This window comes from Amycolatopsis sp. NPDC004368 (assembly GCF_053602515.1).
In genome coordinates this window covers 42,807-68,258 of sequence record NZ_JBSGDT010000031.1, presented here as the reverse complement: position 1 = coordinate 68,258, position 25,452 = coordinate 42,807, and the positions used below count along the sequence as shown (strand labels likewise).

24 protein-coding genes, 1 tRNA gene, 2 pseudogenes and 1 riboswitch are annotated in these 25,452 nt (G+C 71.2%); of the genes and pseudogenes, 14 read left to right on the top strand and 13 right to left on the bottom strand.

Annotated elements, in window-relative coordinates; all coding sequences use genetic code 11:
- Nucleotides 1–22: 22 nt before the first annotated feature.
- A complete protein-coding gene (locus ACWEOE_RS32490) occupies nucleotides 23–2,584 on the bottom strand; it encodes a LuxR C-terminal-related transcriptional regulator (protein WP_452015937.1) in 2,562 nt (853 codons plus the stop codon).
- A 147-nt stretch (nucleotides 2,585–2,731) separates the two neighbouring features.
- Between ACWEOE_RS32490 and ACWEOE_RS32485 the strand changes: the two genes are divergently transcribed.
- On the top strand, nucleotides 2,732–2,944 hold the full coding sequence (locus ACWEOE_RS32485) for a hypothetical protein (RefSeq protein WP_452015935.1): 213 nt from the start codon (nucleotides 2,732–2,734) through the stop codon (nucleotides 2,942–2,944).
- Nucleotides 2,945–3,230: 286 nt separating this feature from the next.
- On the opposite strand, the gene ACWEOE_RS32480 is transcribed toward ACWEOE_RS32485, so the two are convergent.
- The 7 genes and pseudogenes from ACWEOE_RS32480 to ACWEOE_RS32450 all read right to left on the bottom strand — a co-directional run bounded on the left by ACWEOE_RS32480 (nucleotide 3,231) and on the right by ACWEOE_RS32450 (nucleotide 7,713).
- Nucleotides 3,231–3,304 (bottom strand) — tRNA-Ile (locus ACWEOE_RS32480).
- Nucleotides 3,305–3,356: 52 nt separating this feature from the next.
- Nucleotides 3,357–3,578, bottom strand: a complete 222-nt coding sequence (locus ACWEOE_RS32475; protein WP_452015933.1) for a hypothetical protein — start codon at nucleotides 3,576–3,578, stop codon at nucleotides 3,357–3,359.
- Nucleotides 3,542–4,432: a TIGR03857 family LLM class F420-dependent oxidoreductase gene (locus ACWEOE_RS32470; protein ID WP_452015931.1), complete on the bottom strand. Its 891-nt coding sequence runs from the start codon at nucleotides 4,430–4,432 to the stop codon at nucleotides 3,542–3,544. The genes ACWEOE_RS32475 and ACWEOE_RS32470 overlap by 37 nt, the downstream gene beginning before the upstream one ends.
- Nucleotides 4,433–4,805: 373 nt before the next feature.
- Nucleotides 4,806–5,132, bottom strand: a pseudogene (locus tag ACWEOE_RS32465) (hypothetical protein); the annotation flags it as partial.
- Between the two features lie 657 nt (nucleotides 5,133–5,789).
- Entirely contained in the window at nucleotides 5,790–6,098 is a 309-nt protein-coding gene (locus ACWEOE_RS32460) for a hypothetical protein (RefSeq protein WP_452015929.1), read from the bottom strand.
- 511 nt (nucleotides 6,099–6,609) lie between these two features.
- Nucleotides 6,610–6,756: a hypothetical protein gene (locus ACWEOE_RS32455; RefSeq protein WP_452015927.1), complete on the bottom strand. Its 147-nt coding sequence runs from the start codon at nucleotides 6,754–6,756 to the stop codon at nucleotides 6,610–6,612.
- A 138-nt stretch (nucleotides 6,757–6,894) separates the two neighbouring features.
- The gene (locus ACWEOE_RS32450) at nucleotides 6,895–7,713 is read right to left on the bottom strand and encodes an SAM-dependent methyltransferase (protein ID WP_452015925.1); all 819 of its coding nucleotides are present in this window, start codon (nucleotides 7,711–7,713) and stop codon (nucleotides 6,895–6,897) included.
- 57 nt (nucleotides 7,714–7,770) lie between these two features.
- Here ACWEOE_RS32450 and ACWEOE_RS32445 point away from each other — a divergent pair, with 57 nt between their 5' ends.
- The 7 genes from ACWEOE_RS32445 (at nucleotide 7,771) to sbnA (ending at nucleotide 18,960) form a co-directional block, all read left to right on the top strand.
- Nucleotides 7,771–8,097: a SpoIIE family protein phosphatase gene (locus tag ACWEOE_RS32445; protein ID WP_452015923.1), complete on the top strand. Its 327-nt coding sequence runs from the start codon at nucleotides 7,771–7,773 to the stop codon at nucleotides 8,095–8,097.
- A gap of 227 nt (nucleotides 8,098–8,324) precedes the next feature.
- On the top strand, nucleotides 8,325–9,206 hold the full coding sequence (locus ACWEOE_RS32440) for an alpha/beta hydrolase (protein ID WP_452015921.1): 882 nt from the start codon (nucleotides 8,325–8,327) through the stop codon (nucleotides 9,204–9,206).
- Nucleotides 9,207–9,873: 667 nt separating this feature from the next.
- A complete protein-coding gene (locus ACWEOE_RS32435) occupies nucleotides 9,874–12,570 on the top strand; it encodes a Pls/PosA family non-ribosomal peptide synthetase (RefSeq protein WP_452015919.1) in 2,697 nt (898 codons plus the stop codon).
- A 14-nt stretch (nucleotides 12,571–12,584) separates the two neighbouring features.
- On the top strand, nucleotides 12,585–15,860 hold the full coding sequence (locus ACWEOE_RS32430) for a non-ribosomal peptide synthetase (protein WP_452015917.1): 3,276 nt from the start codon (nucleotides 12,585–12,587) through the stop codon (nucleotides 15,858–15,860).
- A gap of 17 nt (nucleotides 15,861–15,877) precedes the next feature.
- Nucleotides 15,878–16,882: a TauD/TfdA family dioxygenase gene (locus tag ACWEOE_RS32425; RefSeq protein ID WP_452015915.1), complete on the top strand. Its 1,005-nt coding sequence runs from the start codon at nucleotides 15,878–15,880 to the stop codon at nucleotides 16,880–16,882.
- Nucleotides 16,879–17,949, top strand: a complete 1,071-nt coding sequence (sbnB, locus tag ACWEOE_RS32420) for a 2,3-diaminopropionate biosynthesis protein SbnB (protein ID WP_452015913.1) — start codon at nucleotides 16,879–16,881, stop codon at nucleotides 17,947–17,949. Before ACWEOE_RS32425 ends, sbnB begins: the two co-directional genes overlap by 4 nt.
- Nucleotides 17,950–17,973: 24 nt before the next feature.
- Nucleotides 17,974–18,960, top strand: coding sequence for a 2,3-diaminopropionate biosynthesis protein SbnA (gene sbnA, locus ACWEOE_RS32415; protein WP_452015911.1), 987 nt, complete (start codon nucleotides 17,974–17,976; stop codon nucleotides 18,958–18,960).
- 43 nt (nucleotides 18,961–19,003) lie between these two features.
- Here sbnA and ACWEOE_RS32410 read toward each other — a convergent pair whose 3' ends face one another.
- Complete coding sequence (locus ACWEOE_RS32410; RefSeq protein ID WP_452015909.1) at nucleotides 19,004–19,369, bottom strand: MerR family transcriptional regulator; 366 nt, start codon at nucleotides 19,367–19,369, stop codon at nucleotides 19,004–19,006.
- Nucleotides 19,370–19,447: 78 nt separating this feature from the next.
- Between ACWEOE_RS32410 and ACWEOE_RS32405 the strand changes: the two genes are divergently transcribed.
- Nucleotides 19,448–19,906: a hypothetical protein gene (locus tag ACWEOE_RS32405; protein WP_452015907.1), complete on the top strand. Its 459-nt coding sequence runs from the start codon at nucleotides 19,448–19,450 to the stop codon at nucleotides 19,904–19,906.
- 50 nt (nucleotides 19,907–19,956) lie between these two features.
- Here ACWEOE_RS32405 and ACWEOE_RS32400 read toward each other — a convergent pair whose 3' ends face one another.
- On the bottom strand, nucleotides 19,957–20,553 hold the full coding sequence (locus tag ACWEOE_RS32400; RefSeq protein WP_452015905.1) for a LysR family substrate-binding domain-containing protein: 597 nt from the start codon (nucleotides 20,551–20,553) through the stop codon (nucleotides 19,957–19,959).
- A 16-nt stretch (nucleotides 20,554–20,569) separates the two neighbouring features.
- A pseudogene (locus ACWEOE_RS32395) lies at nucleotides 20,570–21,070 on the bottom strand (IS630 family transposase); the annotation flags it as partial.
- Between ACWEOE_RS32395 and ACWEOE_RS32390 the strand changes: the two are divergent.
- Nucleotides 21,071–21,355, top strand: a complete 285-nt coding sequence (locus tag ACWEOE_RS32390) for a winged helix-turn-helix transcriptional regulator (protein WP_452015987.1) — start codon at nucleotides 21,071–21,073, stop codon at nucleotides 21,353–21,355.
- 129 nt (nucleotides 21,356–21,484) lie between these two features.
- Here ACWEOE_RS32390 and ACWEOE_RS32385 read toward each other — a convergent pair whose 3' ends face one another.
- Nucleotides 21,485–22,567, bottom strand: coding sequence for a HoxN/HupN/NixA family nickel/cobalt transporter (locus tag ACWEOE_RS32385; protein ID WP_452015903.1), 1,083 nt, complete (start codon nucleotides 22,565–22,567; stop codon nucleotides 21,485–21,487).
- A gap of 27 nt (nucleotides 22,568–22,594) precedes the next feature.
- A riboswitch (cobalamin riboswitch) is annotated at nucleotides 22,595–22,783 on the bottom strand.
- Between the two features lie 278 nt (nucleotides 22,784–23,061).
- Between ACWEOE_RS32385 and ACWEOE_RS32380 the strand changes: the two genes are divergently transcribed.
- Together ACWEOE_RS32380 and ACWEOE_RS32375 are read left to right on the top strand one after the other, a co-directional pair.
- Nucleotides 23,062–23,253 (top strand): hypothetical protein, encoded by a 192-nt coding sequence (locus ACWEOE_RS32380; protein ID WP_452015901.1) that lies wholly within the window; start codon nucleotides 23,062–23,064, stop codon nucleotides 23,251–23,253.
- A gap of 186 nt (nucleotides 23,254–23,439) precedes the next feature.
- Entirely contained in the window at nucleotides 23,440–23,808 is a 369-nt protein-coding gene (locus ACWEOE_RS32375) for an ATP-binding protein (RefSeq protein ID WP_452015899.1), read from the top strand.
- 1 nt (nucleotide 23,809) lies between these two features.
- On the opposite strand, the gene ACWEOE_RS32370 is transcribed toward ACWEOE_RS32375, so the two are convergent.
- Nucleotides 23,810–24,169 (bottom strand): STAS domain-containing protein, encoded by a 360-nt coding sequence (locus ACWEOE_RS32370; protein ID WP_452015897.1) that lies wholly within the window; start codon nucleotides 24,167–24,169, stop codon nucleotides 23,810–23,812.
- Between the two features lie 173 nt (nucleotides 24,170–24,342).
- Between ACWEOE_RS32370 and ACWEOE_RS32365 the strand changes: the two genes are divergently transcribed.
- Nucleotides 24,343–24,531, top strand: coding sequence for a hypothetical protein (locus ACWEOE_RS32365; RefSeq protein ID WP_452015895.1), 189 nt, complete (start codon nucleotides 24,343–24,345; stop codon nucleotides 24,529–24,531).
- On the top strand, nucleotides 24,476–25,210 hold the full coding sequence (locus tag ACWEOE_RS32360; RefSeq protein WP_452015893.1) for an RsbRD N-terminal domain-containing protein: 735 nt from the start codon (nucleotides 24,476–24,478) through the stop codon (nucleotides 25,208–25,210). The genes ACWEOE_RS32365 and ACWEOE_RS32360 overlap by 56 nt, the downstream gene beginning before the upstream one ends.
- Nucleotides 25,211–25,452: the final 242 nt, after the last annotated feature.

Here is a 25,452-nt window from a genome sequence, read left to right as displayed (position 1 = left end):
ACGGAAGGGCCGAATGTCCCAACTAGTTGTCCACGATTCCACGCCGGACGGCCGAACGCACGGCCTCTCGTCGTGAGCCGACGCCGAGCTTGCGGTACAGAGCGCGCACGTGCGTTTTCACGGTGTTGGGCGACACCATGAGGTCCCCGGCGATCTCGTCGAGCGAGCGGACCGTGGGCAGCAGACGCAGCACCGTCCGTTCCCGCTCGGTGAGCGCCACGGCGTCGGGCTGCCGGCCCCGCAGCGCCCGCGCGCGGCGCAGGTCGGTGGTGAAGCGGTGGCCGCCGGGGACGTCGAGCAGCGCCAGGTCGAGCACCTCCGGCGCGGCCGAGACGAGCGGGCGCAGCACACCGAGCCGTTCGGCCGGGCCGAGCGCCTTCGCCACGGCGCGGCGCGCGCGGACCTCCTCGCCGCAGCGCAGGGCGATCTCGGCTTCGAGCAGCCAGGCCGTGATCGGCGTCCACGCCAGCACGGGCTCGACCGCCCCGTCGAGCAGCGGACGCAGCAGGTTGCGGGCGTGGCCGTCGCGGCCGAGCACGACCTGCGTGCCGGCGCGGACCAGCAGGATCTCGGCGGCCGTGGGGATCCGGTCGCGGGCCCAGGCCAGCACGTCCCGCGCGGTCTCGCCGCGGCCGAGGCGCGTGGCGGCATCGTGCTCGCACACCACGGCGAGGGCGACCACGCCGTCGGGCAGGGGAGCGGGCCCCTCGGCGAGGCGGGCGTCGGTCATGCGGCGCAGCCCGGCCGAACGCTGGCCGCCGTCGAAGCGGGCGGTGCCTTCGAGCGTGGCGGTGAGCAGCGTGAGGCCGGTGTGGCCCAGGGTGTCGGTGGTGGCGAGCACGCGTGCGACGCGGTCGATCCGGGACAGGCAGGCGGACGCGTCGGCCCGCAGGAGCGCGCCGCAGGCCAGGAGCAGCGAGGTTTTCGCGCCCGCCACGGTGTCGCGCCAGCCGTGGGTCTCGGCGAGGGCGTCGGCGTCGAGGGCGAGGGCGGTCATGGCGCGGAAATCGCCGACGGTCGCGGCGACGCCCGCGAGCACGGTGAGGCACTGCTGTTCCAGGTGCCCGTGGCCGTGCGCGCGGGCGAAGGCCAGCGCGGACTCCACGGGGCGGCGGGCCTCGGCGGCGCGGCCGGCTGTGAGCAGGGCCTGGCCGGATTCCAGCAGCGTCATGGCGCTGAGGGCGGAACCCCGTTCGGCGAGGGTGTCGATGTCGCTCGTGAGGCCGTTTTCGACCGAGCCCGCGGCGTGGGCGAAGCGGGAGTCGACGAGCCCGCGCAGCGCGTGCAATTCCCGCGACGGCTCGCGGGGCCACGCGCGTTCGGCGAGCGTGACCTGGGCGCGCGCGGCGCCGGGGCGGGCGGCGTCGAGGTGTTCGAGCGCGCCGGTGAGCGCGAGCCACGGGTCGTCGCCGACCACGTCGTCGCTGAGCGCGGCCCGGGCGCGGCGCAGCACCTCGTGCTCGCCGGCGAGCAACAGGTCGAGGGCGTGGCGGCGCAGCAGGTCCGCGACGAGCGCGGCGTCGCCGGCCTCGAGCGCGTGGGCCACGGCGTCGCCGGCCTGCTGCCGCTCGCGCAGCCACTCGGCGGCGCGGCGGTGCAGCACCGGCACGCGGCGGGGCGTGCGCAGCATCAGGTCGGTGAGCAGGTGGGCGCGCAGCAGCGTGTGCAGCCGGTAGATGCGGCGGCCGGCGCCGGTGCGGAACAGCATGGCCGTGCGGTGTTCCAGCCGGGCCAGCAGCTCGCCGGCGTCGGCGCGACCGGACAGCGTGGTGGCCAGCGAGGCGGAAACCCTCTCGCAGACACTGATCTCGCGCAGGAACTCACGCTCCTCTTCGGACAGTGGCGCGAGCACCTCGTCCACGAGGTAGGCGCTCACGGTCGGGTCGGTGCCCGTGAACTCCGCGCCGCCCTTGAGGGACTCGGCCGCGAGCCGCAGCCCGCTCGCCCAGCCTTCCGTGCGCGCGACCAGCCGGTCGACCTGTTCGGCACCGATCGTCACCCCTTCCGCGGCCAGCAGCGCGGCGGCTTCGTCCGGGCGGAACTGCAGGTGATCGGACCGCAGATCCGCCAGCCGGCCGGAGAGGCGTAGCCGGGCCAGGGGGAGCGGGGGATCCCAACGCGTGGACAACACGAGCTGCAGGCCGCGGGGACGCAGGCGCAGCAGTTGTTCCACGTCACGCAAGGGTTCCGTGGCCACGAGCTCGTGCACGTCGTCGAGGACCAGGCGCAGCGGCGCGGGCAGGCTGTCGAGCGCGTCGACGAGGTCGGCGAGGAAACCGGGGCTGCCGGCGTCGAGCCGGCTCAGTGCGGGCGCGGCCGGCACGAGCGCGTCGAGCAGGCCGGAGCGGAACCGGCGCACGTCGTTGTCCGCGGCGTCGAGCGAAAGCCACGCGGCTTCGTTTTCGCCGCCGCGCACCCATTCCGCCAGCACCAACGTCTTGCCCGACCCCGCGGGCGCGCACACCATCGTCGCGGCCTCCGGCGCGGCCCGATCGAGCGCGTTCAGCAACCGCGGTCGCGACACGAACCCGCCCGGCAGCTCGGGCACGCTCCGCTTCCAGCGCGGCTTTTCGTTGTGGGACACGCTGTTCTCCCTCCGGCCCCGTCCGTCACCCACTGTCGCACGGCCACCGCTCGAACACGAGCTCATCCGGCACGGGCGAGGACGCCCCCACACGCACGCGCGACGGTGGCGACAAGGGGCGCTAGAGGAGCCAGACGGGAGGCTCAGGTGTCGCAGACCAGCTACGTTTTCCGCGTCTCCGGGCGCCTGTCCGACCGCGCCGCCCACGCCGTCGTCGACTTCGGGGAGCTGGAAGTCGCCGCCGCGCCACCGGAAACGATCATCTACTGCCACCTCACCGACGAGGAGCGCCTGCACCGCCTGCTGAGCCTCTTCCGCGTCCTCGGCCTGGACGTGGTCTCGATGCACCAAGTCCCGTGATTTTCCCGTGGCATCGGCTTTTCACCCGCTTCGCCATTCGGGTGGTTCCGCCGCGGCGGGCTGACGCCCCGTGGTGAAACCGCGACGTACCGGTTCCGGTGTGCTGCCGACGGAAGTCCGGCGATGCCGGCCGCGATCGTGGTGTGTCCGGGCTTTCAACGCGCTCGTGCCGAATCCGGTGCGGTGTTCTACCCACCCGTGACGTTTCGGTCGGGTGTCACCAGCCGGGGTACCCGGGTGCCCCACCTGGGACCGTGCCGCCACAGGCGCCATCGAGACAGGAAAGTGGGCCGGGTCGGGCTCGAACCGACGGCCAAGGGATTATGAGTCCCCTGCTCTGACCAACTGAGCTACCGGCCCTGAGCCAGGGCGCGTTTGCATTAGCACATGAGCCCCAGTTCGTTCAAAAGTATCACAGGCCCCGGTGGCGGGCCGGGCAGGGGCGGTGCGAGTGGCTGCGATCGAAGTCGCGCGCTTCGGCACGTTCGACGCCGGTCGTCGTGCGTGCCTTCTCGGCTCGGCGGCGGACGGCGCGCCAACGATCCAGGTAGGCGCCGATGGCCGGGGCCAGTCCGGCCGGGGTGCCGCAGTGCATGATCACGCCGTCCACGCCCAGGTCGAACTGGGTGCGCACCCGCTCAGCGCACTTTCCGGTGCGCCGGACGCGGCGATCCCCAGCCATCCGTCGGACAGCAGCCCGGCGATGTGCTCGATCTCGTCGCGGGTGCCGACGATGTCGGCCCAGCCGGACAGCCCGGCCACCACCGGGTCGTCCCGCAACCGTTGCAGCACAATCGGATCCCACCGGTTGGTGGCGACCAGGAGTTCGCGGTAGAGCTGGAGGTAGGTGGCCGGCCGGGCGACCGTGCGGCGCAGCCGAGGTTCCTCGCCGATCGGGTCCGGCACCGTCGCGTAGCACGCCCACACCTGCACCGACGCCGGGTCGCGGCCGGCCTGCTCGGCGGCCGGCCGCGCGGTGCGCACCGCGCGTTCCACGGTCTCGTCGGCGAAGTAGGTGCGCAGGATGACGGCGTCGGCCGCACGCCCGGCCGGCGCCAGGGTGGCCCGGCCGAACGCGGTCAGGGCGGTCGGGGTGTCCTCGTCGAACGTCGGGTCCAGCCGAAGCTGCGGGTACCTCCCGGCCGGACCGTCGTGCCCGGTCGCCGTTTCGCCGTGCCACAACCGCCGCATCAGGCCGATGAAGTCCTCCAGGTGCGCCGTGGTCACCGGCGGCAGTCCGAACGCCGCCAGTTGCGGGGGCAGCCCGCGGCCCAGGCCCAGGGTGAACCGGCCGCCGGTGAACCGGTGCAGTGTCGACGCCCAGGCCGCCGGGTGCCGCAGGTCGTGTTGGTCGCGCCGGTGATCACCCGTGTCGACTCGGTGACCGCGGCCATCGCGCCGGTCAGTGACGCCGCTTCCTTCACCGAGAACAGCAACGCCGCGCCGAAGCCAGTTCCTCGCCCAGCCGCGCCCGCGGGTTCTCCACATGTCCGCCCAGGGTGTGGAAACCCAGTTCCGGTGCGGTTTTCCGGTCCGTCATCCGACGATCGCCTCCGGGCAGGCCTCGAGTGAGCCCCAGTCGGCGACCGCGGCACAGTTGCGTTCCAGCAGGGTCGCGAGCAGGTCGTTCGCGGCCTCGACGTCGGGCAGCACGGCGATCGTCGCCGTGGTGATGACCAGCCTGCGAGCGCCTGCGTGCGGTAGTCCGCCAGCGCCTCGGCCCGCTCGTAGCCGGGCGCGATCCCCGCGTACTCGCATAGGTAGTGCTCCAGGAGCTTGTCCTCGTTCGCGCGCCGATCGGCCACCGGCAGGCTGCCGGACAGGAATAGCCGACGTCGTACATCGGGTTGCGCAACCCCGTGACCTGCCAGTCGATCAGCACCGCGCGAACCTCGCCGTCGACCGTTTCGAACAGCACGTTGTCCACCCGCGGATCGCCGTGCGACAGCGTGGGCAGCCGGTGGGGAGCAGGTGCCGGCCGTGCACCAGTTCGGCCATCGCGTCCATCGCGGCCAGGTCGGCCTCGGGCAGCCGCCCGGTGAACCGCCGCCGCGCCTCCACCGCGCCGGCGCGGGCCAGCCCGGTCCAGTACTTGGCGACGTCCGGCATCCGGATCGGCCAGGGCGGCGCGGTCGTGCCCTCGAGCGGGGCGAAGGTTCGCGTGCAGGCGGGCCGGCTGCGTCAGCACCGCCGCGCCGTGATCGGCGTCGCAGCCGGACACGCGTCCGCGCACCGGCCGGCCGCCGGGCGTAGTCGATGGCCAGGTGGACGGTGTCGCTGACGTTCCCGGCCCCCGATCGGCCGCTGCCGTAGGTTCCGAACCCGCGCGCCCGGCACGGTCCCGGCCAGCACCGACTCCAGCCTGCTCGCACAGATCTCGCCGGTTCGATCGAGCAGCTCCGGCACACGGGCCGTGGGAACAGTGCTCACGCTTGCTACCTCCGTCCGGAGCGGACCTCGTCCCTTCGCTGATGCTCTTGTGCCGGTTCCGCAGTCCGGCGGGTTCAGCCCCAGGGCTCGATGGTGTCGGCGAGTTCCAGGCGTCGGTGATGCGCCCGTCGACGACCCGGAAGACTCCGACCCCGGACAGCGTCCGCTCGGCGGTCCGCCCGGCCGCGTGCCACACCAGAACAGCGAACTGTCCGTCACCCACGAGCACGTCGGCAGTGAACCGCGGCTGCCACTGCGGGCAGGTCCTTTCCGATCCGCGCCATCTGCTCGTCGTGGCTCAGCAGTGTCCGCGAGCCGGGATCGTGGCGCGCCACCGGATTCGCACACGCCGTATCAACCCTCCGCGGCGAGCGCCGGCGAGGCAGGGAGGCCCCCGCCTCGCCGGCGCGAAACCTCAGCGCACCTGGACCCCCTGCGGCGCCACGGCCGCGTCCTTGATGCCGGCCCGGATGCACACGGCGGTGCTCGTGTTGCCGCCGCGCGCCCAAGGCCCGTAATCGACGTAGTCGAAAGCCAGGCTGGCTTTGCACTTGGTGTACGCCCGGTATTCGCCGGTGCCGTTCTCGCACTTGACGCTGAGGGACCAGTTGTTGGGCTTGGAGTTGCTGCAGTCGTAGGGATCGGCATTGGCCGGAACGCTTCCGACGGTCAGGAACGCTGCTCCCAGTGCGACCACTCCGGCAATCGACGCTATGCGCTTCACGGCTGTTCTCCTCGCGTTTCGCTGTGCTGGTGGACGGAAATTCCGCGTGCGGGGTCGTTGAATGCGCGCCGGCCATTTCGGCTTCCCGTGGTTTGCCGCCGGCTGAACCTTTTGACCCCTGCTTTGGACTTCACCACAGCTGTGACAGTTGATCAATGGATGTCACACGGTCGTGCAGCGACTGTGTGGTCAGGGCCGTCTCAGGCGCAGGAGTGCGCGAGGCAATCGACGCTCGTGGTTCACGCTTGCGACGTGAGTTCGTCGATGGTTTCGAAGACGTCGACGTTCCCTCCGGTCGGTGAGGGCTTGCCGGAGACGCGAGCGCGCTGGCTCCCGGCGCCAGGCCGTGAACTCGGCGCGCCGTGCGGCGACAATGCGTTGTGGTTCCCCAGCTCCATCGGGCGTCGCCCTGGACGGGTCGACCGCGGTGGTCCCGCACATCTGGGGTCGCGCAGGACCCGGCATCGTCGCGGTGAACCCCGCGGCGCAAGTTCGTCGACGAGTCAGTGTCCTACCACCGGTTCACGCGCGCGATGTACGGCTCCCACAAGGCGGTGCCGACCGCGCCGGCGTGGCTGGTGCTGGATTCCCGCACGCTCACCAGGTACGGCCTCGGCATGGTCCACTCGCACGTGCCGAAGCCGTGCTGTGCCGTCACGTCCGCGACGGGTACCTCCACAGTGGACGGACAGTTCGCGAGCTCGCCGCGTCGATCGGTGTCGACCCCGACGCGGCGGGGACGGGCGCGGACTGGCCTGGGGCGGCCCGCGCCCGCCCCCGCCGCATCAGGGCACGGTCAGGGTTTGCGGGCCACGGCTGCGAGCAGGCAGTGATCGGAGAGTTTGAGCGGCTGCACGCGCGGGCCGCCGGGCCACCAGTCGGCCGGCTGGACCAGGCCGGGCTCGAGCAGGTCGAACCCGGCGAGCATGGTGGCGATTTCACCGCGGGTGCGGAAGTGGATCCGCCCTGAGGAGGCGCCTTGATAAACGCGTTCGATGTTGCGGGCGACCACGCTGTACTCGTCGTCTTCGGGGTCGAGGGCGTGGCTGAACACCAGGTACGACCCTGACGGCAGGGCGTCGAAGTACTCCCGCAGCACGGCGGCCGGGTCGTCGGCGCAGAAGTGCAGGCTCATCGAGTGGATCAGTGCGATGGGTTTGTCCCAGTCGAGCTCGCCGCGAACGGTCTCATCGGCCAGCAGCGTCCGGGGCTGGAAGATGTCGCCCCTGACCATGTGGGTCTGCATGTTGTCGGACAGCAGCGCCCGGCCGTGGGCGAGCACCACCGGATCGTTGTCGACGTAGACCACGCGCGCGTCGGGGTAGGACCGTTGTGCGACCTCGTGGACGTTCTCGGCGGTGGGCAGCCCCGAACCGCAGTCGAGGAACTGCTCGATGCCGACGTCGCGGGCCAGGAAGCGGACGGCGCGGATCAGGAACTCCCGGGCGACGACGGCCAGTTCGGTCACCTCGGGCGCCACGGCCTGCACCTTGCGCAGCATTTCCCGGTCGACCTCGTAGTTGTCCTTGCCGCCCAGACCCGCGTCGTAGACCCGGGCCGTACTCGGCACGGTGGGGTCGATGACGGTCGCAAGGTCGTCGTCGCGCTCGCTCATGACCAGTAACCTACCGCTTTTCGGTTGCGCCTCGATTTTGACCGAGTGCTCACCGTGATGAGGGAATCTCGAGAGGAGGCCGCAAGGCGCTTCTCATCGAGTGGTATGACCTGGTCAGCGACAGCGGAGACGCGCGGTTCGTCGGTGTGCTGCGCGAGCAGCCGCGCCACGACCACCGACGTTCTCGACGCCGCGGCCGGCCGGCTCCGCGGGGCTCACGCGGCGACCGTGTACCTGGTGATTTTCGATCCGGACGCCGGTGCCGTGGAGTACTGCACGGCCGGGCATCCGCCGCCGCCGGTGCGGTCGCCGTCAGGGCGGCGCGGTACCTGTCGGCCACCCGCGCCGGACCGGGGGAGCCGGCGGCGCGTTCACCGACGGTGAGCTGGTGCTGCACACAACGCGGTGGAGCACGCCTACCTCGACTCGGCCGGCAACCACCCTGTCGCGTCGGCGGCGGCGCGGGTGGCCAGGTCGAGCTCGCCGACCTGGTCGCCAGGCCGGGCCGCCTCACGCGCAGCGTGATCGGGGATCGTCGGCATCGACGAGGACCTCCCGGCCACCACCCGACGCAGGGTGTGCCGTGCCCGCGCGCGGGGTATCCCGGTCGCATGTTCGAGGGGTTCTCCGCTGGGTGCGTCGACGGTGCGGGGCTGCCGATTTTCGTGCGGTACTCGGGTTCCGGTCCGCCCGTGCTGCTCTTGCACGGGCATCCGCGGACGTCGGCGACCTGGCACCGCGTGGCGCCGCGGCTGGTGGCCGCGGGGTTCACCGTGGTGTGCGCCGACCTGCCCGGCTACGGGCGTTCGGGCAAGCCCACGCCCACGGACGATCACGAGCCCCACGCGAAACGGGTGGGCGCGCGTCGGCTGCTGGCGGTGATGCGGGGGCTCGGGCACGAACGGTTCGCCGTGGTGGGGCACGACCGGGGGAGCTACCTGGCGTTGCGGATGGCGCTGGACCACCCGGACCAGGTGACCAGGGCAGTGCTGGCGGACTGCCTGCCGATCAGCGAGCACCTCGGGCGGATCACGCCGCAGTTCGCGACGGCGTGGTGGCACTGGTTCTTCTTCGCCCAGCCGGGCACGCCGGAGCGCGTGATCACCGCGGATCCCGACGCGTGGTACCGCGGGGATCCCGAAACGATGGGCCACGAGAACCACGCCGAGTGGCGCGCGGCCACGCGGGACCCGGACGTGGTGCGCGGCATGCTGGAGGACTACCGGGCCGGGCTGACGGTGGACCTGCGCGACGAGCTGGCCGACCGCAGCGCGGGAAACCGGCTGTGTCAACCGGTTCTGGCCTTGTGGTCGCTTCGGGACGACCTCGAAGACCTCTACGGCGACCCCCTGGCCATCTGGCGGGACTGGGCCGACGACGTGCGCGGGCACGGCATCGACTCCGGGCACCACATGGCCGAGCTGGCGCCGGCCGAGTTCGCTGCCGCCGTCGCCGACTTCCTCGCGCCGATGCTCGCGGTGAACGCGAAGTAGATCATCCACAAAGGACAGTTCGGCCGCCCGCAACACCGCCGTTCTGTGGCCCACCCAGGCCTCGCTCGCCCTGGCCCACACCCAGGCTGTCGAGTGCGCCGACCTGCAGGTCCGCCGCGGCCGCTGGCCAATGCGGTCAGCGGGACCACCGCCCGGTGTGTCCGGGTGGGACCCGGGATCACATTCGTGCAACGCCGTGAATAGCGTGGTCGAGGTGGGTTGGAGTATTTCGTCCAACGGTTGATTCCCGCGCAGGCTCGGCGGTTACGCACAGTAAAGATCGAATTCGCGATAGTGAATGATCGAACTCGCACGGCTGGTTGAAAAAAGAATAGAAAATCGCGATCGGAGGCAGGTGGGGGCCGTGCTCGTGGTCGGCGATCGGGGATCTTGCACCCCATGCGACGACCTCGGCACCCTATGCAAACCCCTTGGTGGATCGAGAAAAAATGCTGATCTCGGGCGGGGTGGACGGCAGTCGGCGACTATCTCGGAAGACGTTCCCGATGAGCTCCGAACCGCGTGAGGCGTAATCTGCCTGTAAGAACATTCTCGGGGTGGCTGGCGCGCCGGGGGGTATTACAGTGGGTGGCGAAGCACGGCGAGGCGGGAGAAAACAGGTGGGAAAAATCAAGCCCGGGTCCGGGGGAAATCCGATGAGTTCCTGATGGGTGACCGGGCATACTCTCAGCGGGGGAGTGGCAGGCACGCCATCACCCCCGATCGCACCGAGCGCGTGTACGCCGAGGTACTCGCGGAGGTGGCGAAGGTCGACCGGGTGCCGGCCGAAAGCCACTTCTTCGCCGACTTGGGCGCGAATTCGCTGGTGATGGCGCACTTCTGCGCACGGATCCGCAAGCGGGCGGACGTGCCTTCGGCGTCGATGAAAGACGTCTACGCCAACCCGACGGCCCGCAGGCTCGCTACCGCGCTGACCGAGGAGCTCGTCGAGGCGGAACCGGCAGCGGAAGAACAGCCTGCGGAAGAGCCGCCTGCGGAAGACGTGGCGGTTCTGCCCCGTGCCGGGGCGGCGCTGTACGTCCTCTGCGGACTGCTCCAGTTCCTGACTTTCCTGGGCTATTCCTACCTCGCCGCACTCCTGGTGGTACGCGGCGTTTCGTGGGTCTACGCCTCGGCGAACCTGCTCGAGGTCTACCTGCGGCTGGTGCTCTTCGGCGGCGCGAGCCTGATCGGGTTGTGCGTGCTGCCGATCGTCGCGAAATGGGTGCTCATCGGCCGGTGGCGACCGCGGCGGATTCGCGTGTGGACGCTCGGCTACTTCCGGTTCTGGCTCGTGAAAACGCTGGTCCAGCGCAACCCGGTGGCGCTGCTGTTCCTGGGCTCGCCGCTGTACGTCCTCTACCTGAAGGCACTGGGCGCGAAGATCGGGCCCGGCGTCGCGATCTTCTCCCGCAACGTGCCCGTGTGCACGGACCTGCTCACGATCGGTGCGGGCTCGGTGATCCGGAAGGACGCGTTCTTCACCGGCTACCGGGCCGAGGCCGGTGTGCTCCAGACCGGTGCGGTGACGCTGGGCAAGGACGTGTTCGTGGGGGAGCTGTCGGTCCTCGACATCGGCACGACGATGGGCGACGGGGCGCAGCTCGGCCACGTGTCGTCGCTGCACCCCGGCCAGACGGTACCGGCCGGTGAACGCTGGCACGGGTCACCCGCGCAGCGGGCCACGGCGGATTATCGCGGGGTCGGACCCGCACGCTGCGGCCGCGTGCGCCGGTTCTCCTACGGTGTCTCGCAGCTGCTCACCGCGCTGCTGGTGTACCTCCCGCTGGCGCTCGGCGGTGTCGACCTGCTCATCGCGAAGGTCCCGCAGCTCACCACGGCGCTGGGGACGCCCACGATCGCGTTCGGGAGCTGGGTGTTCTACCGCGACGCGGTGGCGGTGACGTTCGTGATCTTCTTCGGCGTTTCGCTGCTCGGGCTGCTGTTCGTCGCCGTCGTCCCGCGTGTGCTGAACCTTGTGCTGAAACCGGACCGGGTCTACCGCCTCTACACCCTGCGCTACTCGATCCTGCGGGCGATTCGGCTGATCACCAACTTGAAGTTCTTCATGACGGTGTTCGGCGACAGCTCCGCGATCGTGCACTACCTGCGCTACCTCGGCTACCGGATGCCCGACGTCGAGCAGACCGGCTCGAACTTCGGCACGGCGATCAAGCACGAGACGCCGTACCAGAGCACCGTCGGCAGCGGCACGATGGTGGCCGACGGGCTCTCGGTCGTGAACGCCGATTACTCCAGCTCGTCGTTCAAGGTCTCGCGCGCGGCCATCGGCGCGCACAACTTCCTGGGCAACATGATCGTCTACCCCTCGCAGGCGCGGACCGGGGAGAACTGCCTGCTCGCGACCAAGGTCCTGGTGCCGGTCGACGGCCCGGTCCGCGAGAACGTGGGGCTGCTGGGCTCCCCGAGCTTCGAGATCCCGCGCACGGTGGCCCGCGACCACCAGTTCGACCACCTGCGCACGGGCGAGGAGTTCCGCCGCCTGCTGGCCGCGAAGAACCGGCACAACGCCGGCACCGCCGTGATGTTCCTGCTGGTGCGGTGGGGCTACTTCTTCGCGATCACCCTGCTCGGCTGGGCCACGGTGGCGCTCTACCCGCGCTTCGGCGTGTCGGGGGTGGCGCTGGCGTCGGTCGCCGTCCTGCTGTTCAGCGCCGTGTACTTCACGCTGGTGGAACGCGCGTCCATCGTGGTGCACCCGCTGCAACCGCTGTACTGCTCGATCTACGACCGCCGCTTCTGGCGCCACGAGCGGTTCTGGAAGGCGGCGGCGTCGACGGTGTACGTCCAGGCCCTCAACGGCACCCCGTTCAAGAACCTGGCCTGGCGGCTGCTCGGGGTCAAGGTCGGCAAGCGCGTGTTCGACGACGGCGCGGCGATGCCGGAGAAGACGCTCGTGACGTTCGGCGACGAGGCCACGCTCAACGTCGGCTCGCACGTCCAATGTCATTCCCAGGAGGACGGTGCCTTCAAGGCCGACCGCATCACCGTCGGCGCGCGCAGCACCGTCGGGGTCGGTGCCTGGGTCCACTACGGCGCGACGATGGGCGAGGGCTCGGTGCTCGCCGCCGACTCCTTCCTGATGAAGGGCGAGGACATGCCGCCGCACACCCGTTGGGAAGGCAACCCGGCGAGGGAGATCCGGCCCGGTCGGGACGGCGACGGACGGGCCGCGGGCGGACGCCACCGGTGGCGCGAAGGCACCCAGGGCAAGACCGTCGAGCACTTCACCGGCACCAACGGAAAGCGTCGCCCCAGCCCCTGGCGCCGCGTCCCGCAACGACAGAACGGCAAGGCGGTCGTCGCCGACGGAACGTGGCGGCCGAGTCCGTGGCCACGGTGAGCGGAGGGAAGCACATGGGAGAGCCGGCAGACTCGCGGTTCTGGCGTGACGTGCTCGTGGCCGGCGGGGCCACGACGGTGCCACGCTGGGCACCCGATCCGGCAGCCGGGGTGGGGACGACCGCCGCGCGGCTGCCCGCCCCGGTGGTGGCGGGCGTGCGCCGGCTGGCGCGTGAGCTGGCGGTGCCGCCCCGCGCGGTGCTGCTCGCCGCGCACGCCCGGGTGCTCGCCGCGCTGACCGGCGAACGCGAGGTCGTCACCGGCTACGCGTCGGCGGGCGGCGCGACGGTGCCGTGCCGCCTGACCACCGAGCCGGCCACGTGGCGGGAACTGGTGCTCGAGACGCACCGGCGGGAATCGGCGGTGGTGGCGTACCGGCGGTTCCCCGTGGACGAGCTGCGGCGCGAACTGGGAGTCCCCGGGCCGGTCACGGAGACCGTGTTCGACCCCGCCGGCGACGGTGAGCTCACCGGGACAGCGGTGCTGCGCGTCGGGTTCACGACTCACGGCCGGCGCGGCGACGTGCGGCTGCGCTACCGCGGCGACGTGCTCGACGCCGGCGCCGCGGCCCGGATCGCCGGCTACCACGTGGCGGCGCTTGCGCGGCTGGTGGCGGACCCGGACAGCGAGCACGCGCCGCAGACCCTGCTCGCCCCCGACGAGCTGCGGTTCCAGCTCGAAGAACTGGCCGGGCCGCGGCGGCAGCTGCCCGACCTGCGTGCGCACGAGCTGTTCGAGCAGCAGGTGCGGCGGCAGCCGGACGCGCTCGCGGCCGTGCACGGCGAGCGCGGCTGGACCTATCGCGAGCTCAACGGGCGCGCCAACCGGCTCGCGCGGGCGCTGCTCGCCCGGGGCCTGCGCCGGGAGAGCGTGGTGGCGGTGGTGACCGAGCGGAACCTCGCCTGGCTCACCGCCGTGCTCGCGGTGCTGAAGGCCGGCGGTGTGTACCTGCCGATCGAGCCGCACTTCCCGCCCGAGCGGATCGCGAAGACGCTGCGGCAGGCCGGCTGCGAGCTGGTGCTGACCGAGCGCGGCAGCAGCGAGGGGCTGGACCACGCGCTGGCGCTGCTGCCCGGCGCGATCCGGCTGCACGTCGAGGCGGCCTGCGGGGAGCGCCGGTCCGCCACCGACCTCGGGATCGACGTGACGCCGCGCCAGCTCGCCTACATCTATTTCACCTCGGGTTCCACCGGCGAGCCCAAGGGGGCGATGTGCGAGCACGCCGGGTTGCTGAACCACCTGTACGCCAAGATCGACGACCTGGGGATCACCGAGGGACAGGTCGTGGCGCAGACCGCGCCCCAGTGCTTCGACATCTCGCTGTGGCAGCTGCTCGCGCCCCTGCTGGCCGGCGGGCGGACGCTGATCGTCGAGCAGGACGTGATCCTCGACGCCGAGCGGTTCGTCGACCGGCTCGCGCGGGGCCGGGTCGCGGTGGCGCAGGTCGTACCGTCCTATCTGGACGCCGTGCTGTCCTTCGTGGAAGGCAAGCCGCGCCCGCTGCCGGACCTGCGGTGTGTGTCGGTGACCGGCGAGGCGGTGAAGAAGGAGCTGGTGCAGCGCTGGTTCGCGGCTTTCCCGGACGTCAAGCTGGTCAACGCCTACGGTCTCACCGAGACCTCCGACGACACCAACCACGAGGTCATGGACGCCCCGCCCGCCACCGACCGGGTCCCGATCGGGCGGCCGGTCAACAATGTGCGCGTCGCCGTCGTCGACGAGCACCTGCAGCCGGTGCCGCTGGGGGCGCCCGGTGAGATCGTGTTCTCCGGCGTGTGCGTGGGCCGCGGGTACGTGAACGACCTCGCGCGGACCCGCGCGGCGTTCGTGCCCGATCCGCACCGGGCGGGCGAACGGCTCTACCGCAGCGGGGACCGCGGCCGCTGGCTGCCCGGCGGCCGGCTGGAGTTCCTCGGCCGCCGCGACAGCCAGGTGAAGATCTCCGGCTTCCGGATCGAGATCGGCGAGGTCGAGAACGCGCTGCTGCGGGTGCCCGGTGTCGGCGACGGTGCGGTGGTGGTCGCCGAGCGCGAGGGCCACGGCAAGCACCTGGTGGCCTTCTACTCCGCTGCCGAGGCGCTGCCCGGCGAGACGCTGCACGCACGGCTGAGCGACTCGCTGCCCGCATACCTGGTGCCGTCGGCGTTCCACTGGCGGGAGCAACTTCCCTTGACGGCCAACGGAAAGGTTGACAAGAAAGCGCTCACTGAGTGGGCAGCGGAGCTCGAAGGCGCGGAGGAAGGCCACGACGCTCCCGCCACACCCGCCGAGCAGCGGCTGGCGGCCGCGTGGGCCGGGGTGCTCGGTCTCGCGCCGGAGAAGATCGGCCGGCACGACCATTTCTTCGACCGCGGAGGCACCTCGCTTTCGGCGGTGAAGCTGGCCGTCGCGCTGGACCGGGCGGTGTCGCTCGCCGAGATCACCCGGCATCCGGTGCTCGCCGACCAGGCCGCTCTGCTCGCCGACCAGGGCACGGTGCCCGCTGATCAGGCCACGGTGCTCGCCGACCGGTCCCGCGCCCACGACCTGCTGCAGCCGCTGACCGAGCCGGCCGGACCACCGGACGCCGTGCTGGTCTGTTTCCCGCACGCGGGGGGAAACGCCGTGAACTTCCGGCCGCTGGCCGGGGAACTGCGGGGCAGCGGGCTCGCGGTCTACGCGGTGGAGCTGCCCGGACACGACCTGGCCGCCGACCGCGAGGCGTTCGCGCCGATGGTGCAGGTGGTCGGTCGGGTCGCCGCGGAGATCGAGCACCTCGCGCCGCGGCGCGTGCTGTTGTGGGGCCATTCCTCGGGCGCCGCGTTCGCCTTCGAGACAGCCCGGCGGCTCGCCGGGCGCGGGGTGGACGTGCGGCGGCTGTTCCTGGGGGCGCAGCTGCTCGGCGACGCCGCCGAACGGCGGGCGGCGATCAGCGAGCTGGGTCGGCTGAGCGACTTCGTCATCGCGGCCGAGCTGGCCGCGGACAGCGGTGTGGCCGACGGGCTCGATCCGCAGGCGGCCGAGCGGGTCGGCGCGGCGTTCCGGCACGACTGCGTGTCCGCGCACAGCTACTTCGCCGCAGCGCTGGCGAACCCACCGGCGGCGAAGCTGAGCACGCCGGTCACCGTCGTCGCTGCGGAGGACGACCCGATCACCGTGGACTTCCGCGACCGCCACGGCGAATGGCGACTGCTGGCCGAGCACGTCGACGTGTGGGCGATCGCCGCCGGCGGCCACTACTTCCCGCGCACCAACCCGGCCGAAACAGCGCAGGTCGTCCTGCGCGCCGCCCAACCCGTGCCCGTCACGTGACCGCGAAAGGACAAGACATGGTTTCCTCGACGTCGGCAACGCTCCCTCCGGTGCAGCTGAGTGCGGGCGGCGTGCCGCTGCTGCCGGTCGAACCGGGTGCCGGTGCGCCCGCCTGGGCGAGTGACCACCGGGATCCGCTGCGCGCGGCGGTGACCGAGCACGGTTGTGTGCTGGTCCGCGGCCTCGGGTTGAGCGAGCCCACCGCCGTCGCCGCGGTGTTCGAGAGCCTGGCCACCGGCCTGATGAAGGACCGCGAGGCCTTCGCTGCTCGCGACGTCTACTCGGCCGGGGTGTACTCGTCGTCGGCGTGGCCGGCGAACCAGCCGATGTGCATGCACCACGAGCTGAGCTACCGCCTCGAAGTACCAGGCCTGCTGCTGTTCGCCTGCCTCGGTGAGCCGATCGAGGGCGGCGCCACTGCGGTCGCCGACTCGCCGGCCGTGCTCGACGCGCTGCCCGCGGACCTCGTCGGCCGCTTCGAGCAGGAGGGCTGGCTGCTCACGCGCAGCTACAACGACGAGATCGGCGCGACCGTCGCCGAGTCGTTCGGCACCGACGACCGGGCGGAGATCGAGGACTACTGCCGCGCCAACGCGATCGAGGTCGAGTGGCAGCCCGGCGGCGGGCTGCGGACGCGGCAGCGGCGCAGCGCCGTCGTGCCGCACCCGGTCACGGGAAAGCGCTGCTGGTTCAACCAGATCGCGTTCCTCAACGAATGGACGATGGACCCCGAGATCCGCGATTACCTGGTGGACGTCTACGGCGCCGACGCGCTGCCGTTCAACACCAGCTTCGGCAACGGCGACCCGATCGGCGCGGACGTGGTGGCGTTGCTTAACCACGCCTACGAGGCCAACACCGCACGCGAGCCATGGCGAGCGGGGGACCTGATGCTGGTCGACAACGTCCGGACCGCGCACAGCCGGGAGCCCTTCGAAGGGCCCCGTGAGGTGCTCGTCGGGCTCGCCGATCCGGTGCGGCCTGCCGCCTTCGCGCCGAGCGCCGAAGCGGGTGCGAGATGACCGCGATCCGACCCAACCCGGCCCGCGCCGAGGCCGACGCGCCGACGGCGGTGCCGCCGTTCGCCGTGATCGGCGGCGGCCAGGTGCGGCGCACGCTCGCCGGACGCGAGCCGGAGATCGCCGACCTGGTCGAGGCCACCTACCGGCTGCACAGCGCGGGCGACACGGTGAACCCGCCGTCGTACTTCCTGCAGTTCCCGGATCGTCCGTCGGCCCGGATCATCGCGCTGCCGGCCTCGGTCGGCGGACCGGTGGGAGTGGACGGTCTCAAGTGGATCTCCAGCTTCCCCGAGAACATCGCCGCGGGCATCCCGCGCGCGTCGGCGGTCCTGATCCTCAACGACCCCGCCACCGGATACCCGTTCGCGTGCCTGGAGAGCTCCATCATCAGCGCCACGCGCACCGCCGCCCTGGCCGCGTGCGCCGCCGCTGCGCTCAGCCGGGATCGCGCGAGGCCGGCGCGCGTCGGGTTCGTCGGGACGGGCCTCATCGCGCGCTACGTCCACACCTTCCTTACCGGCACCGGCTGGGAGTTCGCCGAGATCGGGGTGCACGACCTGTCGCCCGAGAGCAGTGCGGGGTTCCGCGGGTATCTCGAACGGTCGGGGACGGGCGCACGGATCACGGTCCACGAGTCGGCGGAGTCGCTGATCCGTTCGAGCGAGCTGATCGTGTTCGCCACCGTCGCGGGCCGGCCGCACGTGTTCGAGCGGTCGTGGTTCGACCACGATCCGGTGGTGCTGCACGTTTCCCTGCGCGACCTCGCGCCCGAGCTCCTGCTGAGCACAGCCAACTTCGTCGACGACGTCGAGCACTGCCTGAAGGCCGGCACCTCGCCGCACCTGGCCGAGCAGCTCACGGGCGGGCGCGAGTTCCTCGACGGCACGCTGGACGACGTTCTCGCCGGCCGGGTCCGGGTGCCGGCCGACCGGCCCGTGGTGTTCTCGCCGTTCGGGCTCGGAGTGCTCGACCTCGCGGTGGGCAAGTACGTCTACGACGAGGTCGCGCGAGCCGGGGACCTGACCGTGATCCCGGATTTCTTCCACGAACTGCGCCGCTATGGCTGACGGACCACCAGGGAGGGGGTCATCGTGACCGTGATATCCGATCCGACGGACTTCAACACCAACGAGCTGTACGTCGACCTGGAGTCGATCTTCGGGCACTCATTGTTCCTGAAGTGCGAGGGTTTCAACTTCGCCGGGTCGATCAAGCTCAAGGCCGCGAGCGAGATGGTGGAGGCCGCCGAGTGGCAGGGACTGCTGACCCGCGACTCGATCCTCGTCGAGTCGTCCTCGGGCAACCTCGGTGTGGCGCTGAGCATGGTGGCCGCCAGCAAGGGGTACCCGTTCCTCTGCGTCACCGATTCGCGCTGCAACCTGGCCAGCCGGCGGTTGATGGAGGCGCTGGGCAGCCGCGTGCACATCATCGCGGAGCCCGCCGCCGACGGCGGGTTCCTCGGGGCGCGCCTCGCGCTGGTGCGAGAGCTGTGCGCGTCCGACGACCGCTACGTCTGGCTCAACCAGTACGCCAACCCGGGCAATTGGAAGGCGCACTACCGGACCACCGCGCCGGAGATCGCCCGCCAGTTCCCGGAACTCGACGTGCTGTTCGTGGGTGCCGGCACCACGGGCACGCTCATGGGCTGCGCGCGCTACTTCCGCGAGTGGCCCCGGCCGGTCCACATCGTCGCCGTGGACAGCGCGGGTTCCGTGACGTTCGGCGGCCCGCCCGGCCGCCGCATGATCCCCGGGCTCGGCACGAGCGTGCGGCCGCCGCTGCTCGACGAGTCCTATGTGGACGAAGTGATCGCCGTCGAGGAGGCCGACACCATCCGCAGCTGCCACCGGCTGGCCCGCAACGGGTTCCTGTTCGGCGGCTCCACCGGCACGGTCGTCAGCGGCGCCATGCGCTGGCTGCCCGAGCACGGCGGGCAAGACCTCACTGCCGTCGCCATCGCCCCGGACCTCGGCGAGCGCTACCTCGACACCATCTACCAGACCAACTGGCTCCAGGACCTCTACGGCGACGACGTGCTCTCGCGCGACGAGGTGGTCGCGGGCTACCGGCAGGACTGATCTTCGGTGGACTCACTTGACGGGCTCGTCATACCGCGCGGCGTCATGCGCAGTGCTCTTGCGCTTCCATTGCCCGGCAATGGGCGAGCTGCTGCTGCGCCAGCTTCCGGACGCGGTTCAGCGACGCGATCCGTTCGTCGATGACGTCGATCCTGGCCTGCAGGCTCTCTTGTGCCCGCGCGTGGTCGAGGATGCCTTCGGACATCTCGCGGGAGAAGCCCAGGATGTCGCGCAGCGAGAAGCCGATCGACTTCCCGGAGGCGATGAGTTCGGCCGTTTCGACGTCCTTCTCGGTGTAGTGCCGGTAGCCGTTCTCACCGCGGTGGCCGGAGAAGACGCCCACTTTCTCGTAGTAGCGGATCGTGTCGGTGCTGATGCCGACGCGGTGGGCGAATTGGCCGATCAACATGCGCGGAGTCTCCCTCGTGGATCGCGGCCGTCCTGACCACCCGAGCGGGGTGAGGCGCGGATCACCCTGGACCTTGGAGTGTACTCCGAGATTTACGTTTCGAGCCTACCGACGATCACCGGAGGCACCGATGACTGGATCTGCGCGGTGCTGATGGCGATCTTCGGCGCCGGCGTCGTGCTGTTGTTCCAGAACGTGGTCCTCACCGTTCAAGCCCGGGTCGGCACCGAGGACATCGGCGCGGCCAGTTTGCTGGTGGTGTTCTTGCGAACCCTGGGCGGGGCGCGGGGGCTGTCCGCACTGGGCGCCGTGCTGTGCTATCGCGTGGCGCGAACGGAGGCCGCCACCCTTTCCGGGCCCGGGCCCGCGGGAATCCCGGACCTGGCCAAGCTTCCGCCGGCCGTGCGCGGTGCCGTCGAGACGGCCTACGGGGCGGGTGCCTCGGAGGTGTTCTGGTGTGCCGTCCCGTGTGCCGTGCTCGCGTTGTCGTGCATCGTCGGCATCCGCGGTTCGCGGCACAGCACCCGACGCGCCTGAGTGGTCACCGGGTGCGGCGTGCCGCTCGCCGACGGCCACCCCGAACTGTGTCAGCTCGAGGTATCCGTCTCGATCACCACGGATCTCAACGCCTCCCACAGCCGTGCGGCCGGTTCGGACAGGGGCGCGGGTAGTCGGGCCAGGACGATGCGGCGTTGTTCGGCGGGGCCGCCGCGGACGGGCAGGATGCGCACGCCTTCGGGTGCGGCGGGGGCCAGGGCGGTGGGTGCGGTGGTCAGCCCGCAGCCGGCGGCGACGAGGTGCAGTCTGGCCATCCAGTCGCGGGCGCTGTGGGCGATGGTGGGTCGTTCGTCCAGGCCGGGCCACACGCCCATGACCCCGCGTTCGCCGGTGGCCGACCCGGCGATCCACGGCTGGCCGTGCAGGTCCGCGGCGTCGACGAACTCGCCGCGGGCGAGGGGGTGGTCGGCGGGCAGGGCGATCTGGAGGCCGCGTTCGGTGAGCGTCTGCACGAGCAGCGCGGGGGTTTCGGTGTCGAGCGGGCGAAACGGCGGGAGTGACGAAACCAGCGCGAGGTCCACGGTGCCGGCCCGCAACGCTCGCACCAGCGCCGGAGTGCTGCTCTCGCGCGACGTGACAGTGATGCCCGGGTGTGTGCGGCGCAGTGCGGCCAGCGCGCGGGGCACCAGCCAGGTGCCGGCGCTGGTGAACCAGCCCAGCCGGACTGTGGCGGGCTCGTCGGTTGGTGAGCTCGGCGAACCAGCGTTCGACCAGCTTCAGCCATGAGCTGCTGGTGGGGGTGAGGTGCAGGTGGAACCGGGAATGGCGGAGCAGCCAGTTCTTGACCTGCGGGGTCTTGTGGGTCGCGTAGTTGTCCAGCACCAGGTGCAGGTCAAGTTCCGCAGGAACGGCGGTGTCGATCAGCTTGAGGAAACGCAGGAACTCCTGATGGCGGTGACGGCGATAGTGCTGGGCGATCACTGCCCCGCTGGAGACGTCGAACGCCGCGAACAAGCTGGTAGTGCCGTGACGAACGTAGTCATGGGTCATCCGCGCCGGCGTCGACGGCATCAGCGGCAGGATGGGTGCGGTTCGGTCGATTGCCTGTATCTGGCTTTTCTCGTCCACCGCGCCGGTTGGGCCGACGACGCCGACCTCATCCGGGGGGTCGTCGACCGCGTCGGCGACAAATGGACGGTCCTCGTGATCGGCACACTCGGCGACGGGTCCCTGCGCTACACCGATCTCCACCAGGTGATCCCCGGCATCTCCCAGCGCATGCTGACCTTGACGCTCAAGCACCTCACCCGCGACGGCCTGGTCGAGCGTACCGCCTACCCGGAGGTGCCGCCGCGGGTCGAGTACGCGCTGACCACCCTCGGCCAGACGCTGCTGAGCTCAGTGCTGGCGCTGGCCCGCTGGGCCTACGACCACCGCGACGACATTCGCGCCCACCGTGCGGAGTACGACCAGGCGAACTCCGACTGACCATCGCGCGGCCACGATCGCTTGCCACGCCAGGACGGGCAGCGGGCTTGCACCGCGTCGGTGAACCGCGGACCTCGGGTCGTCCACAAAGGACGATCGTGTGCCGCGGCACCGGTGGTGCCCAGCGCGTCAGCCGTGCTCGGGCCGGGGCTTCTTCCCGAGCCCGGCGAACCGCCAGTACGCGATCGCGACGGCCCACACCACCACGAACAGCCCGACGACGGCGAAGCCGACGTTGTTGAGGTCGAGCCCGGCGATCCAGCCGGTGACCGGGTCGGTGAGGTCGAGGTCGTCGTGCAGGAGTGCGATCAGCTCGACGCTGCCGATCAGGAACGCGACGGCGATGGAGAGGCCGGTGATGGTGAGGTTGTAGTAGACCTTGCGCAGCGGGTCGGCGAAGGCCCAGTGGTAGGCGAAGTTCATGAACGTGCCGTCGACGGTGTCGAGCAGGCTCATGCCGGCGGCGAACAGCAGCGGCAGCACGAGCACGGCGTACCAGGGCAGCCCGCCGGCGGCGCCCGCGCCGGCCAGCACCAGCAGCGTCACCTCGGTCGCGGTGTCGAAGCCGACGCCGAAGAGCAGGCCGACGGGGTACATCTGGCCGGGGCGGGTGATCGCCCGGGTGAACCGGTTCAGCAGCCGGCTCATCAGCCCGCGCCGCGCGAGTTGTTCCTCCAGCGCGGTTTCGTCCAGCTCGCCACGGCGCATGCCTCGCCACAGCCGGAAGATCCCTCGCAGCACCACGAGGTTCAGCACCGCGATGAGGTAGAGGAACAGCCCGCTCACACCGGTGCTGACGATGCCGAGCACGCGGTGGGCACCGGAGTCGTCGTCGGTGAGGGTGCCGGTCACCTTGGCGCCGAGCGCGACGAGCATGGCGAGCCCGAGCACGACGGTCGAATGGCCCAGCGCGAACCAGAACCCGACCGAGACGGGCCGTTTGCCGTCGGCCATGAGCTTGCGGGTGGTGTTGTCGATGGCCGCGATGTGGTCGGCGTCGAACGCGTGCCGCAGGCCCAGCGTGTAGGCGGTCACCCCCAGGCCGATGCCGAACACCTCGTGACCGACCGTCAGATGCCGTGGCACCACCAGCAGGAGCAGCACGCCCCACGCGACCACGTGCAGCAGGGCGATCACCCCGAACACCCCGGCCAGCCGCAGGCGGTCACCCCGCGAGCCCAGTACCGTCGACACCACTTCACGTGCGCGCATCCGCCCGCCTTTCCAGCACCTCGTGGAAGGTTTTCCGGTGCCGTGGCCGGTCTCCTGGCTGACGGGTCCGACGGTGCGCTCCGCCTTCCCGGGACGCGGTGTCCCAGTGGCTCGGTCCTTTCGCAGTCGCGGTGGAGCGGACCTTCCCGATCACAGTGGCGAGGGCCGCGCCGGTTCCACACCGGCTTCCCGAGCACCACGGCCGGCCCAGCCTAGGCAAGGCCGGCCTGACGCGGCAAGAGCGGTTGTCCCCGTTGTCCCGAACGGACGCTTCGGGTACGCATTCCCGGCCGCGGTGCCGAAGGCCGGTCGGCTTACCCGCTACCGAGACGGAGCAAACCCGGTTCGGGCAAACGAAAAAACTTCGCACCTAGCCCAATCCGGTGAGCCGCGTGGCCTCGAATCACCACCGACGGTGAAATCCACACCCGCCGACGAGCTCATTCGGCCGCTTCCCGCCTCGAATCGCTCGCGTCCGAAGTGGAGGAGAACCCATGAGCCACCCCGCACAGTCCTTCGGTGGCTTGCCGATCGACGAGCCGGTCCACCACGTCGCCGGCGGCTGGGAACTGGATCAGGAACTGGACCGGTACCTCGGCGTGGGCTACGACATCGAGCGCGCGGCCGACGGGTGGGTGGTGCTGCGGCGCGACGGCGAGCGAATCGCGGTCGCGCTCGCCGGCTGACCAGCGGCGGAACAGGCACCTCGACACCGAACCACCCCGTCGCGATCGACAGCGGCAGTGCTCGGCTACTGTGCGGTCGGACGGTTTGCGGCGTCAGTTCGCGGGTACTCCGAGCCGGGAACGCGCGCCAGTCCGGGGGCCGGCGTGGGGGCATCACCCGAAGGGGGCGGAATGGAGCCGGAGTCGGTGACTCTTGCTTTGAGCGGCTCCGTCCACGAGCTGGCGCACCTCAGGAGCTGGGCCCGGGAGCACCTGAGGCACGCGGTCGCCGAGCAGGTCGACGACGTGATCGCGGTGCTCGACGAGCTGGCGTCCAACGCGCTGAAGCACGGTGGTCCTCCGGTCGCGGTGCGGCTGCGGCATCGCCGCGGTTTCGTCCGGGTCGAGGTGTCCGACGGCAGCGCCGAGTTCGCGAGCCCCCGCACGCCGACCGCGGAGGGCGGCCGGGGGCTGTACCTGGTCGATGCCCTCAGCCACTCCTGGGGACAGGCGCCGAACGCCACCGGCAAGACGGTGTGGGCGGAAACCGTGCTCGACGTGGACCTCGGCCGCTGAATCAGGCCAGTGCTTCGTCCACATCGGACAGAATGGTGAGTGACCGGTCCAGGCCGGTGATCTCCAGGACACGCAGCACGGCGCGGTTTCGGGTGACGACGGCGAGCGTGCCGCCCTGGGCCCGTTGCTTGCGCTCGACCCGGACCAGCACGGTGAGCCCGGCGGAGTCGAGGAACGTGACCTCGCTCAGGTCGAGGACCAGCGTGGTGGGCCCGTCACCGCTGCCGACCATGGCGGCTTCGTGCAGTGCCTCCGTCGTCGCCGCGTCGACTTCGCCGGCGGCGCGCACGATGCGGACGGCGCCGACCCGGTCGTGGGACAGCCGGAGCCCGAAGGGCACCGCGGAGTTCGCTTGATCCATCGTTGCCGACCTCCCTTCGCCTGGCGAATGGCCGCAGTGGCCCCGCTCAGGGTACGGGCTCGCGGCGCGGGCCGCCGAACGGGCGATGTCCGTCGGAGGGGCCGATCCGCCGGTGCGGGCGCTCACCGCACTGGGCTTCGCGTTCGGTCCGTCGACGCACGAGGAGGTTCGGGATGACTGCCGGCGAGGGACGGGTCGGCCGGCTGCCCGGTCCGGTGCGCGAGCATCGGGAGCGGTTGCTCGCCCGGTGGGTCGAGGTGGCCGTCACGGGCGTGCGCGGTCGGCTCACCACGGTGGAGCTCGAGCGTGATCTGCGGGAGCTGCTGGTGTCCGTCGAGCCGATCATCGGCCGCCGACGGTGACAGCATCGACGGGGAGCGGTTCGGCGAGGCCGAGGCGCTGCTCGCCGAGCTGTCGCGCAACCGCGCGCGCCAGGGGTTCAGCCCGTCGGAGACCGCGTCGAGCGTCTTCGCGCTCAGGCGCGCGGTGTTCGAGCTGACCGAGACCGACGACGACCCGGCCCTGTTCCGCGAGGAGATCAGCAAGGAACAAGCGGAACAGCTGCTCGAGCTGACGACCCCGGTGATCAACCTGTGGGACGGCGTCCTCGCGGTGCCCCTGATCGGCACGCTGGACTCCGCGCGCAGCCAGGTGGTGATGGAGAAGCTGCTCGAAACGCTCGTCGAAACCGGTTCCGAGCAGGTAATCGTCGACATCATGGGCGTGTTCGCGGTCGGCACCCCAGCAGCTCCGGCTTTCTCGCCAAGCTGGGCCACCCCACTCCGGCGGCCCCCTCGGCGCTGCCGAAGGAGCGTTGCCTGGACAACCCACCCGCGGGTCCGCAGTGGCTTCCTCGGTTCGAGCGGCATCACGAGCCTGGTCGCCGTCCGCGGGCGGGCCGCGCACGAGAACACCACCGTCGCCGTCGCGAGCGGCAACCGTCAGGTCGTGCGCGTCCTGGACCTGCTCGGGCTCACGGAAGAGCTGAGTGTGCGGGGTGACCTGGCTGCCGCCGTTCACGCCGTGTCGTCTGCCGGCTGATCTTCGGCAGGGTGGGGAACCCGCCGCCCGGGAAAGCCCCGCGCTCGGGGAGCGCGCTTTCGTCCCCCGGGGAAGTGACTTCAGGCCCTGACCGGCCCGCTTGTGATGAGCGATCGTGGAGTGAGCCGCCGTGGTGGCACGCCGAGCTGTGCGGGGCAGCGACGCTGGTCACCTCGGCGGCACAGCCGCTCGAACGGTCGCACCAGCGGGCCGCTCGGGCGTTCGGGGAGGCGGTGCCGGTG